The organism is Spirosoma flavum (assembly GCF_042686045.1).
Lineage (GTDB): Bacteria > Bacteroidota > Bacteroidia > Cytophagales > Spirosomataceae > Spirosoma > Spirosoma flavum.
Genome location: NZ_JBHUOM010000048.1, coordinates 113062 through 128685, shown reverse-complemented (window position 1 = coordinate 128685; position 15624 = coordinate 113062). Strand labels below are relative to the sequence as shown.

At 46.2% G+C, this 15624-nt stretch carries 12 protein-coding genes and 1 tRNA gene; 2 read left to right on the top strand and 11 right to left on the bottom strand.

Annotation, left to right across the window (positions count from 1 at the left end):
- Positions 1–24 precede the first annotated feature (24 nt).
- The 5 genes from ACFS25_RS29495 to cysM all read right to left on the bottom strand — a co-directional run bounded on the left by ACFS25_RS29495 (position 25) and on the right by cysM (position 6686).
- Positions 25–1053 carry a methionine synthase gene (locus ACFS25_RS29495; RefSeq protein ID WP_381508462.1) on the bottom strand — a complete coding sequence of 343 codons (1029 nt, stop codon included), beginning with the start codon at positions 1051–1053 and terminating at the stop codon, positions 25–27.
- Positions 1054–1149: 96 nt separating this feature from the next.
- Positions 1150–1791, bottom strand: coding sequence for a LolA family protein (locus ACFS25_RS29490; protein WP_381508460.1), 642 nt, complete (start codon positions 1789–1791; stop codon positions 1150–1152).
- A 138-nt stretch (positions 1792–1929) separates the two neighbouring features.
- Positions 1930–4500: an FtsK/SpoIIIE family DNA translocase gene (locus ACFS25_RS29485; RefSeq protein WP_381508458.1), complete on the bottom strand. Its 2571-nt coding sequence runs from the start codon at positions 4498–4500 to the stop codon at positions 1930–1932.
- A gap of 175 nt (positions 4501–4675) precedes the next feature.
- A complete protein-coding gene (locus ACFS25_RS29480) occupies positions 4676–5725 on the bottom strand; it encodes a quinone-dependent dihydroorotate dehydrogenase (RefSeq protein WP_381508457.1) in 1050 nt (349 codons plus the stop codon).
- Positions 5726–5813: 88 nt separating this feature from the next.
- The gene (gene cysM, locus ACFS25_RS29475; RefSeq protein WP_381508455.1) at positions 5814–6686 is read right to left on the bottom strand and encodes a cysteine synthase CysM; all 873 of its coding nucleotides are present in this window, start codon (positions 6684–6686) and stop codon (positions 5814–5816) included.
- 286 nt (positions 6687–6972) lie between these two features.
- On the opposite strand from cysM, the gene ACFS25_RS29470 reads away from it, so the two are divergent.
- Entirely contained in the window at positions 6973–7410 is a 438-nt protein-coding gene (locus tag ACFS25_RS29470; RefSeq protein ID WP_381508453.1) for a LytR/AlgR family response regulator transcription factor, read from the top strand.
- Between the two features lie 81 nt (positions 7411–7491).
- On the opposite strand, the gene ACFS25_RS29465 is transcribed toward ACFS25_RS29470, so the two are convergent.
- A complete protein-coding gene (locus ACFS25_RS29465; protein ID WP_381508451.1) occupies positions 7492–9195 on the bottom strand; it encodes an AMP-binding protein in 1704 nt (567 codons plus the stop codon).
- Between the two features lie 494 nt (positions 9196–9689).
- On the opposite strand from ACFS25_RS29465, the gene ACFS25_RS29460 reads away from it, so the two are divergent.
- On the top strand, positions 9690–10646 hold the full coding sequence (locus tag ACFS25_RS29460; protein ID WP_381508449.1) for a nitrilase family protein: 957 nt from the start codon (positions 9690–9692) through the stop codon (positions 10644–10646).
- Between the two features lie 105 nt (positions 10647–10751).
- On the opposite strand, the gene ACFS25_RS29455 is transcribed toward ACFS25_RS29460, so the two are convergent.
- The 5 genes from ACFS25_RS29455 to lipB form a co-directional block, all read right to left on the bottom strand.
- A tRNA-Arg gene (locus ACFS25_RS29455) sits at positions 10752–10823 on the bottom strand.
- Positions 10824–10937: 114 nt separating this feature from the next.
- Complete coding sequence (gene rnr / locus ACFS25_RS29450) at positions 10938–13430, bottom strand: ribonuclease R (protein ID WP_381508447.1); 2493 nt, start codon at positions 13428–13430, stop codon at positions 10938–10940.
- A gap of 116 nt (positions 13431–13546) precedes the next feature.
- Entirely contained in the window at positions 13547–14305 is a 759-nt protein-coding gene (locus ACFS25_RS29445; protein WP_381508446.1) for a 3'-5' exonuclease, read from the bottom strand.
- 24 nt (positions 14306–14329) lie between these two features.
- A complete protein-coding gene (locus ACFS25_RS29440; protein ID WP_381508444.1) occupies positions 14330–14734 on the bottom strand; it encodes a hypothetical protein in 405 nt (134 codons plus the stop codon).
- An 86-nt stretch (positions 14735–14820) separates the two neighbouring features.
- Entirely contained in the window at positions 14821–15567 is a 747-nt protein-coding gene (gene lipB / locus ACFS25_RS29435) for a lipoyl(octanoyl) transferase LipB (RefSeq protein ID WP_381508442.1), read from the bottom strand.
- Between the last annotated feature and the right edge of the window lie 57 nt (positions 15568–15624).

Below are 15624 nucleotides of genomic sequence, written 5' to 3'. Positions count from 1 at the left end.
CCGACGCAAAAGGAAGGAGAAAAATCATAACTCTCCTCTAACGATTTTAGCTCCAGTTACCATGTTGGCCAACTTTTGTTTGGCGGCCCAGCGTGCCGTTTGGCTTAATCCACAGTCGGGTGCAACGGCTAACTTCTCGGCGGGGACGTAGGGGAGGCATTTACGAATACGCTCAGCTACATCTTCAGGCGTTTCGATGTAATAACTTTTCACGTCAATCACACCTACGGCCACATCGAATTTCTCAGCAAACCGTTCAAGAAGATGTACTTCAGCAAAATTCAGAATGGTCATTTCGGAATGAAGTTCATCGACCGTCATATCCAAAAAATCTGGGAGCATTGGTGCGATGGTCTTTTTGCCTACCGACCGGCCCTTATAATTCCCGAAACAGAGATGCATGGAAAGCCTGGTTTTCCCCACACCCGGCGCAACTGTCCGGTTGAAGATATCGACGAAGCGTTTTGTATCTTCACGGTAAGCATAACACGACATCGACGGTTCATCCACGCAGATTTCCGGTACGCCGAGGGCAACTAAATCAGCAATTTCTTTATTAACCAGGGGTAATAATGCCTCTGTTACCTCCCAGCGGTCCTTGTATAAACTGCCTGGCAACAAACGTCCACTAAGGGTATAAGGGCCAGGAATAGAGACCTTCAAGCCTTGTCCCGCTGGTGCAAGCCGTTTTAAACGTAGGTACTCGGCAACAACGCCTAAACCTTTCGGAGCTGTTAGTTGCTCAATAATGTTGTGTTTACCCCGCTGGTCATGCGCAGGCGGACCAAACTTACGTAACTCGGTTTCGCTATTCTGGATACCGTTAATGTAGCCGTAAAAGGACAGATTAAAGTCGAAACGGGTCTGTTCGCCATCGGTAATAATGTCCAACCCGGCTGCAACCTGATCATGAACAGACGCTATTACGGCATCATCAATCATCTCATTGATATCCGCCGGGCCAAAATGCTGAAGGTTCTGACTGGAAAAGTCAAGCCAGCCAGGAAATGGCATTGAGCCGACAACTGTGGTTTTGATAGGAACAGCCTGCAAAATTGTAAGGGTTAAATTCAACTACTTGGATACAACTCACCTTCGCTGTTGACTATCTCGTCCTTTAAATCGCTACCTCAACTAACTTCGTGTAAACTACCGCAAATCCACTACTTCAACACCCTTATATTTCGATTTGTCGAAGACGAAAAAGGAATCTGGGGCATTCACGTTAGGTACAAATTTGGTGATGTTATAAGACGTTTTCTTTCCGTCTTTGTTGAGAAGTACCCAGTTGCGAATCGACTTGTCTTGTTTGTCAACCGAGATTTGCACTGTCTTGATAGCACTTTTGGAGCGGTTGGATGTCAACTCGATTACTTCAAGTGTGCGGCCAGCCAGCTTCTGCTCTTTTAGGAAACGATAGTCGAAACCGCGTTTATAAATAGTGTAAATCTGTGTTGGATTTAGTTCGCCGTTTGCACTGGCGTCATAGTCCTGCACGTTTACTTCGTTCGATTCTTTGATATAGGTTGACATTGTTTTGCCGTCCGTAAATACCTCCTGTCCACCCAGCAACAAGCGGAATTTTTCGTTTTTTACCGTCAAATCACCTTTGTACGATTCCTTTGCATCGGCACCCGCGCTGGCAAATGTGAAGGTCGCCTGATATGATTTTAGCGACTTATACTGTTTACTCATCGCATCCAGAATAGCCTGCGCTCGTTTATCTTTCTGAGCAAAAGCAGGTAGCGTCATCACGAACGCCAAAATTATCATCCAAATTATTTTCTTCATTTTATTAGTATTACTCGTCAATACAGGTTGCCAGACTCGTGTGTATAATAAGCCTGTATATTGTTCTTAGACGGGAAAGTAAGGGGAAAAGTTTAATAATAGACAATTGGCTTCACTAGCCTGCCTACTCCACGTTAATTACTCTCCTTTTAAACGCTTCAATATTTCTTCTAATGATTGCAAGTCCTGCACAAGTACATCCCGGGCTTTGCTTCCCTCAAAAGAACCGACAATTCGGGCAGCCTCCAACTGGTCAACTAATCGCCCGGCGCGGTTATAGCCAAGTTTGAGTTTGCGCTGAATCAATGACGTACTTCCCTGCTGATGAATAACGATAAGTCGGGCTGCTTCGTCGAACATCGGGTCACGATTGGCCATATCCACATCCTTTTCGTCGCCCTGACCACCATCGTCACCTACAAATTCGGGTAGAAGATAGGCATCGTCGTAGCCGCGCTGATTGCCCACAAACTCGCAGATATCTTCAATTTCGTTGGTATCAACAAACGGGCATTGTAAGCGGATAATGTCGGAGTTAGACGAAAGCAGCATATCACCCATGCCGACCAATTGCTCGGCACCACCCGCATCTAAAATTGTCCGTGAGTCAATTTTAGAGGTAACTTTAAACGAGAGTCGCGCTGGAAAGTTGGCCTTAATTAAGCCTGTAATAACATTTACGGAAGGTCGTTGTGTGGCTACAACCAAGTGAATACCAATGGCGCGTGCCAGCTGGGCCATGCGGGCAATTGGTTGCTCTACTTCCTTACCGGCAGTCATCATCAGGTCGGCCAACTCGTCAATAATTAAGACGATATACGGTAGGAAACGATGGCCTTTTTCGGGGTTGAGCCGTCGTTTCACAAACTTCGCGTTGTATTCTTTCAGGTTCCGACAACCAGCATCTTTGAGCAGGTTATAGCGGTTATCCATCTCGATACACAGCGAATTAAGTGTATTGACCACCTTCTTCGTATCCGTAATAATAGGCTCTTCGGCGTCGGGTAATTTGGCTAGAAAATGCCGCTCTAATTTGTTGAATAAGGTTAGTTCTACCTTTTTTGGATCGACTAAGACAAGTTTAAGTTGCGAAGGGTGCTTTTTGTAAATAAGCGACGTCAGCAATACGTTCAGGCCAACAGACTTACCCTGCCCCGTTGCCCCGGCCATAAGTAAATGGGGCATCTTGGATAAATCGGCCACGTAAATTTCGTTCGAGATGGTTTTCCCTAGTACGATAGGCAGATCGAACTTATTGTTGTTGAAAACGTCGCTCGTAATAACCGAACGCATCGAAACCATTTCGCGGTTTTTGTTGGGCACCTCAATTCCGATAGTACCCATACCGGGCATAGGGGCGATAATTCGAATACCAAGAGCCGACAAGCTCAGCGCAATATCGTCTTCCAGGCTTTTGATCTTGGAAATCCTAACTCCTTTCGCGGGTATGATTTCGTAAAGCGTGACGGTGGGACCGATGGATGCCTGAATGGAATCTATTTCGATGCCGAAGTTGCGCAGTGTCGTTTCGATTTTCTCTTTGTTAAGCGTTAACTCATCGTCCGAAACCTGAGCTTTGCGGCTATTCGGGTAATCGGTTAGTAGATCAGGGATTGGATATTGATACTGTGGCAGGTCAAGGGTTGGGTCATACAACCCATGAGCCGCAACTAAATCATCTTCGTCAAGTGGGTCTGGCTCAAATGTAGGCGCGGGTGTTGCACTAAGCTCTTCAGTGCCAGATAAGTTATCCGTTACGGACTCACGGTTTTTAATCGTGAGCGTAACGCCTGTCGTTTGAGCAATAACTTCGGGCAAGGCCACTTCCGGCTCAATGGTAGTCGCTTTCGTTACAAACGTATTGACCGGCTGCGCAGGTGATGGTTCTGTTTCTGAAGAATCTACGGGCTCTAACTCCTCCTCCTCTGGCTCTGGCTCAAATTCGCTTTCGGCATAGGTCTGTAGTGGATCAGTTGATCGACGTTTTTCTCTGGTTGGATCAGCAGGACGGGCAAAGTTCGGCATTGTTATATTCCGAACATCGAAGAAATAAACAACAAAGAAGAAGAGTAAAAAGGCAATAAAGGCCAGATTTCCCCAACCAAACAGACTGTATAAAGCCGAGTTGATTTCGTAACCAATGCCTCCGCACCAGACGCTGGCAGTTTCAGCCGAGTTTGTAACGAGTACAATATAACCCAACATAAGACTGCACCAGACTGCCGCAAATAGTAACGCCGTCGTTGCGCGGCTTAACGGTAGCAACTCACTTCCAAACGTTAGTTTATAACCTGACAAAAACACAATGATGGGTAGAGCCAATGCACCCACACCAAACCAGCGAAAAACGAAAACCTGAGCCACATAAGCCCCAACCAGACCAACCCAGTTGCGCGTTTCGGCTCCGGCTTCGACTAATGGTTCAGAAAAAGCTGCTCCCACTACACTTTGATCGGCTGAGCCATTCATAAGGTATGATATAAAGGCTACCATTAAGCCTATGGCCAATCCCATCAATAATACACCCAGCGTTAAGGTGGATCGTTGATCGGTAAACCAACGGTCTAGCGCGGCTCCCCAGTTGAATGAAGGGGATTTGGAGCGACCAGACGATGCGTTTCCATCTCTGTTTATTCGTGGACGAGGTTCACTACGGTCAGCAGGTCGTCGGATTGTATTTTGACGGGGTGATGTGGTTGGTTGTGCCATGCGACGGGTTAGAACGGTAGCTACTGGTAAATTTCCCACTTTTTAACGAGAAACCGCGATAACAAGGGGTGTAGAGAGGCAAAATTTTACCAGCCGGATAATTGCGGTGTAGACTCTTTATCCAGATGTCTACTGATGGGAATTTACCTATATGACGAATAGGGATTTTACGTCTCTACATTGCCTTCAATAAAGCCTGATTAATTCGTTTGGCTAGACCTGGTCCTTCGTAGATAAAACTGGTATAAATCTGCACTAAGCTGGCTCCGGCACCAAGCTTTTCTTGCGCGTCCTGCGCTGAGGCAATGCCGCCAACACCAATAATCGGGAACGCTCCACCCGATTGCTGATGCAAATACCGAATCACTTCCGTTGCCCGGTTGCGCAGAGGAAGACCACTAACGCCACCAGCGCCCATCTGGTCAACGACGGTCGGATTGGTTGCCAGTCCATCACGGCTAATTGTTGTGTTAGTTGCAATAATACCGGCAATGCCCGTTTCGGATATAATGGTAATAATATCATCTAACTGCCCATTGGTCAGATCGGGGGCAATTTTTAGAAGAATAGGTTTAGGTGCTGACTTTTGGCGATTTTCCTGTTGCAAAGCGGTCAGGAGCCTTGTAAGTGGCTCGCGTTCCTGTAGATCACGCAATCCGGGTGTGTTTGGTGAACTAACATTGACGACGAAATAATCGACTGCCTCGAATAACTCTCGAAAACTTAGTAGATAGTCATCCAGCGCATTTTCATTGGGTGTGTCTTTATTTTTGCCAATATTTCCACCAACAATGACGTTGCGCCCGCCCCGGTTTTTGGCAAACTGACGAAGGCGTTCAGCCGCTGGACCAACACCTCTATTGTTGAAGCCCATGCGATTAAGTAAGCCACTGTCGGCTTTCAGGCGGAACAAGCGCGGGCGCAAATTACCCGGCTGAGGGCGGGGGGTCACCGTACCAATCTCAACGAATCCGAATCCTAAGTCGCTTAGTTCACTAACCAATTCGGCGTTCTTATCGAACCCAGCCGCTATACCTATCGGATTCGGGAATGTCAACCCAAATACAGTGCGAGCCAACCGTTTATCCTCTACAACATATAGCTTCCGGCAGATAGCGGAAACCCCAGGGATTGCCAGGGCCAGTTGTAAAAGTCGGGTAACGGTATGGTGAATTGTTTCGGCATCGAAGCGGAACAGTATTGGCAGAATAAAATGCTTGTACATAAATGCAAAGATAGCGTAGTACGGACCGTCTCGGTAGGCACTACGCTATCTTTCTGATACCCGCTGGCTAAGACAGCCAGTACTCCGTTTAGCCAAACAAGTCTGATGATAGATAGCGGTCGCCCCGGTCGCAGATAATGCAGACAATGACCCCCGAGTCAAGCTCCTGCGCCAACTGGATGGCCGCATGAACGGTTCCACCACTGCTCATACCGGCAAAAACTCCCTCAACATTCGCCAGTTTTCGGGTCATGATGGTGGCTTCGTCGGACGAAACTTCCATGATACGATCTACCCGCTGAGGTTCGAAGATTTTGGGTAAGTATGCTACTGGCCACTTTCGAATACCTGGAATAGACGAACCATCTGTAGGCTGACAACCCACAATCTGCACATCTGAATTCTGTTCTTTCAAATAGCGCGATGTACCCATGATAGTGCCCGTTGTGCCCATTGAGGAGACAAAGTGCGTAATCTGGCCTGCTGTATCGTGCCAGATTTCAGGTCCGGTAGTTCGATAATGGGCTAGATAATTATCCGGATTGGTGAATTGGTTGAGCACCAAATAGCCACCCTTTTGCACCTGCGCATCGGCGTAGTCGCGGGCATTTTCTATGGTTTCAGTCAGAATGACTTTGGCACCGAAAGCTTCCATTGTCAGAACACGTTCGCGGGTTGAGTTTTCGGGCATAACCAACTCAATAGCAATGTCATAGAGCCGAGCAATCATGGCCAGAGCAATTCCCGTGTTACCGCTTGTTGCTTCAATGAGGGTCATGCCCGGTTTGAGTTCACCTCGAGATAAGGCACCCTGAATCATACTTACAGCAGCTCGGTCTTTTACACTGCCACCAGGGTTATTGCCTTCAAGTTTGCCGTATAATTTAACATTTGGATTTGGATTTAGTCGGTTTAACTCAACCAATGGGGTATTACCGACCAAATCAAGCAGGGTTGCCATGCTGATTTGTAAAAAAATTGTCTTTAGCTATCAAGGAGAAAGACGTTTAATAAGTTCGCGACTTGTATTATGCCTGCATGATTAGCTGTTGAAAATAGGCCAGTAGTAAACTATTCCCTACCCGGATCTAGGTATTTTTCAGTTGCCGGGTCATTTTTCAAATAGTATCTAATTGCTTGATACTGAATTTTTTGTAAACTTGCTATTATGGTGCCTGATGATTGGGTTTGTTGTAGACCATCCCCTTCATGTTCCATTTATTCACACCTCTAAATAAGTCAATAGTATGAAATTACCTCTTGTTACGCGTCCTCTGTCCAGAGTAAATGTTGAACAACTTGCGGATCAGTTTTCTATGTCTGATCTAACGCTTCCGTTTTGGGGGTATAGAAAAAAAATGCCAATGCACCGTATTGTGCGGTTAGAGGGCGAAGGAAATTACACTCTGTTTCATTTCGCCGATGGCAGCCAGCTTATCGTGTCACTAACATTAAAGAAAATGGAGAGTCGGCTGTCCCCCAAAGTGTTTGTTCGTCCGCATAAAAAAAATATCATTAACCTATTGTATTTGGAGGGTATTCATCCTGACCGGCAACAAATGAGTGTAAGTCTCGTGAATGGCGACCGAATAGACGTGTCACGTCGGAAGGCAAGTCTGTTTATTAAGCAGGTGCAGGGATTTCAGCAAGAACTACTGACAATCAACTCGTTGGCTGTTGCATAGTAGTTTTAAAATTGCCTGATCAACTAATAAGAAAGGCGTTTCACCACATGGTGAAACGCCTTTCTTATTAAAAAAATAAGTTTACTTCTTCAGCTTTTCCAACTCTTCATCCCGCAAAGGTTTGCGAAGAATTTTGCCAACATTAGATTTCGGCAATTCATTGCGGAATTCAATAACGCGAGGTATCTTATAGGGAGTCAGGTTTTCCCGACAGAATGCCTTGATAGTTTCAGCTGTAAGGTTCGGATCTTTTTTGACGACGAAAATCTTGACTACTTCCGTCGATTTCTCATCAGGAATGCCAATGCAGGCTACTTCGAGCACACCAGGGCACTGAGATACAACGTCCTCAATCTCATTAGGGTAGACGTTGAACCCTGACACTAGAATCATGTCTTTTTTGCGGTCGACAATTTTGAAAAAACCGTCTTCATTCATCACGCCAATGTCGCCAGTTTTAAACCAATCGCCCATCATGGACATCGCGGTTTCTTCGGGTCGTTTGTAGTACCCACTAAATACCTGCGGACCACGTGCTACAATTTCACCAGCTTCGCCAATGGGAGCATCAGTACCATCTTCGCGAATGATTTTCATATCGGTACTAGGCCAGGGAACCCCAATCGTACCAACGCGCACAGTGCCGTCGATGGGGTTAGAACAAAGCACTGGTGATGTTTCTGTTAGACCGTAACCTTCGCAGGGAGTATTCCCGGTGAGTTTGGTCCAGCGTTCAGCCACGGTCGTTTGCAGGGCCATACCACCCGCCGAGGTAACTTTCAAATGGCTAAAATCTACTTCGCCAATTCGAGCGTTGTTAAGCAGCCCATTATATAAGGTATTGACTCCTGTAAAAGCCGTGATTTTGTACTTTTTCAAGTCGTCAATAAATGCATTCATGTCGCGTGGATTCGTAATCAGCAAGTTCATGGCTCCGCTTTTTAAGGCAGCCAGGGCGTTTGTCGTTAGGGCGTAAACATGGTAAAGCGGTAAAGCCGCAACAATAATACCTTCTCCATCAGGCACGCCCCCCGGTTTCATCCAGAAATCCTGACACTCAACATTTGATATAATATTTCGATGTGTCAACATCGCACCTTTCGAAACGCCCGTTGTGCCACCCGTATACTGAATAAACGCCAAGTCAGTATTCTTAATAGACACTGATTTGAACGGCTGGCTGCTTCCCCGGTTCAGCGCATCGCTGAAAGAAATGGCATCGGGTAGATGATAAGCAGGAACCAGCTTTTTTACATACTTAACAACAGCGTTGACGAGTTGCTTTTTTGGAAAGCCCAATAGATCGCCTAGTTGAGTGATAATGACATGCTTAATATCAGTACGGTCCAGGATTTTTTCTAAATGGCTGGCAAAGTTGCTCAGGATCACAATGGCTTTTGCCCCGGAGTCCTTAAACTGATGTTGCATTTCGCGGGGTGTATACAGCGGGTTTGTATTAACCACCGCCAAGCCCGCCCTTAGAGCACCAAACATAGCCACTGGATATTGCAGCGAGTTGGGCATCTGAATAGCAATACGATCCCCTTTTTGGAGCTTCAAATCGTTCTGCAAAAATGAAGCAAACTGTGCTGATAAAGTATCCAACTCACCGAATGTAATCTGTTTACCCATGCAGGCATAAGCTGGCCGGTTAGTAAACCGCCGGAAGCCGTCTTCCATCAAAGCGGCCAGCGATGAATAGGCATCAGGATTTATTTCGTTCGGCACCTGTTTTGGATAAAACTGACGCCAGGGATATGGATTTAGTGCTGATTTTGTGTTCATGTAGCGTGTATGTTTTAAAGCAAAAACGAATTCATTTTCCCTGCCTGTGATTAACAGAGCGGTATAGCTTCTAGTGAAATCATTGATGCGTACAACAAAACTAAGGAAATTGTTCAATCCTTGTTGGTCACGTTTAAAACCTTTCTGTAAAGCTCGTATGGGAACGGTAAGGCTACATATGTCTTATCGTTCCCATACGAGCCGTTTACGTACTTATTCCGCCATTCGTACCAAAATGGCAGCCATCGTGCAACGTCAGACCTTGTCCTTTCGTCATTAGACTGACGCTTACACAGCGTTTAAGTTAAGAAAAGAGTGCGGAAACGCCGGGCCAATCATGTGTTCGGCGTTTTTTGACTATATGAAAGATAACAAAAATTTCTAGCGTTATTTTAGAAATTAGGATTCAAGAACGTCTCTTAGCGGTTAAAAATAATCAAATCTATCACTTGGCGTATTTTCTCCTACCTTTGAAAGTCACCTTCTTTTGAGCTATGCAAAACCTTAAGATTGCAACCGCACAATTCGAAAACGCCAGTGGTGACAAGAACTACAATCTTCACGTTATTGATAGTCTCGCCACAAAAGCTGCTCAACAGGGCGCTCAGGTAATTGCCTTTCATGAATGCTCGATTACTGGTTACACGTTTGCCCGCCATCTATCTAAAGAGCAGATGCTAGCCTTGGCTGAGCATATCCCTGAGGGGCCTAGTATTCAGGCACTCACACAAATTGCTCACGCAAACGATATTGTCATACTAGCTGGCTTATTTGAGAAAGACGATCAGAACCAGCTTTTTAAAGCCTATGTGTGCGTAGACAAAAATGGCTTAGTAGCCAAATACCGCAAGCTCCATCCCTTTATTAATCCCAATTTATTACCCGGAAATGAGTATGTGGTATTCGATTTGTATGGTTGGAAATGTGGTATCTTAATTTGTTACGATAACAACGTTGTTGAAAATGTACGGGCAACGGCTTTGTTAGGTGCAGATATCATATTCATGCCTCATGTAACTATGTTGACCCCTTCCACCCGTCCTGGAGCCGGTTTCGCTGATCCGAGTCTGTGGCATAACCGCGAGAATGATCCTACTTCACTACGGTTAGAATTCGACGGTATGAAAGGTCGCGCCTGGTTAATGAAATGGTTACCCGCTCGTGCCTATGACAATGGAATATATGTCGTTTTTTCTAATCCTATTGGTATGGACGATGATCAATTGAAAAATGGCTGTTCGATGATTATTGATCCATTTGGCGATGTTATTGCCGAGTGCCGAGTGCTGGGGGATGATATGGTAGTGGCTAATTGCACGCCAGATAAATTACAACAGGCAGGTGGGTACCGTTACCGAAAAGCAAGAAGACCCGAGTTATATAGAGATATTCTTGGTCAGGAACATACACCAGAGCAGAAAGTAGTCTGGTTAAACTCCAAGAATACTTAACAACCGTGTTATGTATATTTTCTTTTCTCTGTAGGAGGTAAATGAGCACAGAGAATACAAAAAGACCCTCACACGCTATGTATGAGGGTCTTTTTGTATTCTCTGTGCTCTCGAAGGGATTCGAACCCCTATCGTCGGTACCGGAAACCGAAATTCTATCCATTGAACTACGAAAGCAGGCAATTCCCTATTTGGGAGTGCAAATATAGTGGATTACGCCACTAAAACGCAAGCTTGGGCCTAAACAAGATTTAACATCTCAGCTGATCTCTGAACCAAATGTCAATCTCTTTAGCGCCTTCCGCGGCCCCCACGCCGGTTCTCGCCTTTGGCTGCAGTGCCTTCTTTACTTTTGGTACTGCTTCCCTGACGAGCGGAAGAGGCACTCCGCGACCCACTCGAACGCCGACTGTCATCACTTCGGACTGACCGATGGCTGGTACCTGAATCTGTAGCCCGACCAGCGTTGTCGCTAATCAGGGCGAAATCCATGCTTCGGCGGGCAAGGTTAGTTTCTTTTACACGTACTACCACGGCATCGCCGAAGGTGTACATTTTTTTGGTACGTTGCCCAATGATACGGTAATTGTCTTTATCGAATTCATAGAAATCATCGCTCAGATCCTGCATTCGGACTAAACCTTCGCAACTGTTTTCTGTAATTTCTACGAAAATGCCGAACTCTGTAACGCCCGAAATCACGCCTTCAAACGCCTGGTCGGGAGCCATCCGGCTCATAAATTCAACCTGTTTGTATTTGATACTGGCCCGTTCAGCTTCGGCAGCCATTCGCTCCCGTTCTGAAGAATGCCTGCACTTGTCTTCATAATCGTCCCGGTCGGCAGGTTTGCCTTTGTCCAGATAATGCTGCAACAACCGGTGTGCCATCATGTCCGGATAGCGACGAATGGGCGACGTAAAGTGCGAATAACGTTTAAACGCGAGACCAAAATGGCCCAAATCATCGGTGCTGTATCGCGCCTTCGACATGGTTCGTACCGCTAACTGCTGAAGCATACCGGCTTCTGGCTTACCCTCAATGCTCTCCATAAAACGGTTCATTGAGTTCGACAAATGCTCATCGTCCACGTTGAGCTTGTACCCTAATCGACGGGCAAAGTCCGAAAAGCTACGGAGTCTATCTTCGGCGGGGGCCTCGTGAACCCGATAGACCATTGTGTTCTCCTCTCCATTCTTGTTTCGCTTGGAGAGTGAGTGCACAAACTCAGCTACCCGTTTGTTAGCCAGCAACATAAACTCCTCAATGAGTTTGTTGGTGTCCTGACGAATTTTCGGGTACACAGCTAGTGGAACACCGTTTTCATCTAATCGAAATCGGACTTCAACCGTCTCAAAATTGATGGCTCCGTTTTTAAAACGTTCATCGCGCAGTTTATAGGCCAACTCATTCAACAGCTGAAGTTCATCAAAGTAATCGCCCTTTTTACTGTTAAGAATATCCTGTGCTTCTTCATAAGCAAAACGTCGGTCGGAGTGAATTACCGTTCGGCCAAACCATTCATTTACGATTTGGGAGTTGGGCGTTAGTTCGAAGATCGCGGAGAATGTCAGTTTATCTTCGTTAGGGCGGAGTGAACACAGCCCGTTCGACAGTTTTTCGGGAAGCATGGGTACAACGCGGTCCACAAGATAGACCGATGTTGCCCGTTTATAAGCTTCTTCTTCCAGTTTTGAGCCGGGAAGCACATAGTGAGTGACGTCGGCAATGTGAACGCCGATTTCATAGTTGCCATTATCGAGCACCTGAACCGACAAGGCATCATCGAAATCTTTTGCATCAATCGGGTCAATTGTGAATGTTGTAACCTCACGCATATCGCGCCGATGCGCCAAGTCTTTATCCAAAATCTGGGTTGGGATCGCTTCGGCTTCCTGCTCAACATCTACCGGAAAATGAATTGGCAGACCAAATTCCGCCAGAATCGCGTGCATTTCGGTATTGTTCTGACCGGCTATGCCAAGTACCGTTATCACCTCACCTTCAAAGCGTTGCTTGCTGCTATGTTGGTCAGGGTACTTCGTCAATCGAACAATAACTTTCTCTCCATCGCTGGCTCCACCGAGTTTTTCCTTCGGAATGAAAATATCATCGTATATTTTTTTGCTATCAGGAATTACGAACCCGTAGGATGCCCCAATTTCAATGCGACCCACCAGTTCAGAGCGGCCACGTTCAATAACGTTCGCCACTTTGCCTTCAATTCGGCGTCGGGAACCGTTTCTGCCCCCATTGCGGGAATCTTTGAAACGAACGACCCGCACGCGGTCGCCATCTACAGCGCCTGAAAGGTCGTCGGTTGAGACCCAGATGTCATCGTCTTTATCGCGACGCACACCGCTGGCCGTGTCAGGAATGACGAACGCAAACCGCGAATTAACGTGGTCTACTACGCCCTCAGTAAGGTTAGCATCTGCGTCGGCGCGGTAACTTCCATCTTCCTGGCGGATAAGTGTACCTTCGTCGGTGAGTTCACCAATGAGACCATGCATAAGAAGTTTCATGCGTCGGTCGCTGGTATCGAAATGCTCAAGAATCTGCTCCTGCGTAAATGACTTCTCATCATTAATTTGAAAAAACGCCATCAGGTCATTTTTCAACTCGTCCAGAAAAGAGTCAGTCTGTTGTATTGGTTTCCCTTGACTGGCTTTTCCTGATTTTTCTACCCCTTTCTCACGCGATTTAGGCGCTTGAGACTGCCTTGTAGCAGGTTGACCAGAGGTGGCCTTTGTATATTTATCTTGTTTTGGTTTTCCGTTTCTCATGTTGTTTGCCGAACTATAAATGCCCGGCTAAAATTTGTAGACTGCATGTTTACTTGTGCAGCGTGCTGAGATTTAAAGGGTTATGTTTGCCCTGCATAATCTCACGTTTACTTTTATTAATCACTCAATACAATATGCTCGTCGGCCACGAGCGGGGCACCCACCATTTTTAAATAAACCTGTACAAGCATCACCATAGAATCGCGGGCATATTGCTCAATACGTGGCCAATCGTTTTCGCGGTAGTAAATTTCGCTGGTACGGTCGCCGGTCCATTCGAGTGGCTGAGTAGGCACGTTCAAAACAGCAGCTAACAGATCGAGTGGTACAAAATGCCGCTTATCGCCAAACTGCCACTGTTCCAGCGTATCTCGGTGCGGAATCTCCCAGGGTTTTTTGCCTGAAATCTGTAAAGCAGGTGGCAACGGCAATCCGTTTACCATCAAGCGTCGACACAAGTAAGGGAAATCAAATTCCTTGCCATTATGAGCGCAAAGAGTAAGTTCACCGGGTGGATAACGGTCAACGATCACTAAAAACTCGTTCAGCAAGGCTACTTCATCATCATTGCTGAGCAATTTGACTTTCAGGTGTGGCTTATCGTCATCATCGAAAAACAACCCACCGACACTAACGCAGATAATCTTGCCAAATTCGGCAAAGTAAGATGCCCGTCGGTCATACCAGCCAGCCGCTGAAAGGTCATCCTCACTCTTGAAATAACGGCTTTTTTCTTCCCACTGTCGTTGCAAACGTGGCTCAACAGACAAAAGCGACGGCTCACCAGCCACGGTTTTGAGGTCGATAAACAGGAAATTTTTAAGGCGACGTTTCCAGGAGACGGGTTGGGGCATAAGATGCGTATCGTTTGTCATGCCGGAATGCTGGCCCGGCACTAATCAGGTGTGCAAAATTCCTTCCAACCCCAGCGCGGGCACAGTCACAAGGTTTTTATCGACGATACTATCCGGCACGAAGATAAATTTCTTATCGAAAATCTGCTCACCAATAAAATAGCTCACCCAATATTCATTGTTCAGATGGAATACATCGGGCATGATAGACTCGACAATCTCGTGTGCGCCCGGCAATACTTCAACAAAGAAATGCCGCAGGGTTGAGGTTTTTTGTTCTTCGGCGTTTTTTTGCCCGTATCCTTTCGACGTGACAAATACCGTTTTAATGGGCACGTCGTTCTGGTTGATCAAATAAACCTGCCAATCATATCCCCCAAGAAGAGTCTCTTTCCGGGCAATTGCTATTTGTACGCCCTCAACGGGCAAAAAATTAATATCTTTTTTCATTGTAAACGTTTAGATACATGAGGCAAGACGATAGCGGAAAGACGAATCCGGGTTATTGCCGGGTATCATCCTGCGTCTTGTATCGTTTATCTTATGTTCTCAACCGGTTTCATATCAAACAACCCGAATAAGTGCCGCTGAACAGTGTTTGCAACTTCGTCAAGGGGTACTTCATGTCCTAATTCAACTGCCAGCGAGGTAACCGATTTATCGGTAATGCCACAAGGGACAATATGGTCAAAATAACGCAAATCTGTATTAACATTCAACGCGAAACCATGCATCGTTACCCAACGGCTTGCCTTAACACCCATTGCACAAATTTTACGGGCAGGCCCGGTTTTCTGGTCAGGATCACCATCAAAGCCAAGCCAAACACCCGTTAGTCCCTCAATTCGGCCCGCCTTTAGCCCATAATCGGCCAGGGTAAGAATAATACTTTCCTCTAATAACCGCATATAACGATGAATGTCGGTGAAGAAATTATCCAGATCCAGAATGGGGTAACCTACCAGTTGACCGGGACCATGGAACGTAATATCACCCCCACGCCGAATTTTAAAAAACGTCGCGCCGAGTTCAGTAGCCAGCCGGGTTTCGTCGATCAGCAGATTTTCGGCATGACCACTTGTGCCAAGAGTGTACACAGGCGGGTGCTCGCAGAATAGCAAATAATTGGTGGTAGGCTGCTGCTCATCGACAGAGCGGGTACGATTCCGTAATTTCTGATTGACTACAGTAGAAAACAGGCGTTCCTGTTCATCCCAGGCTTCCTGATACGCAATCAATCCTACTTTCCGAACGTCAACTTGTTTATTAATAAGGCTATTCATTGCTTTACAAAAGGAAGCAACTTCTATTTGCTAACAATTAGACATATAGATTTCGTT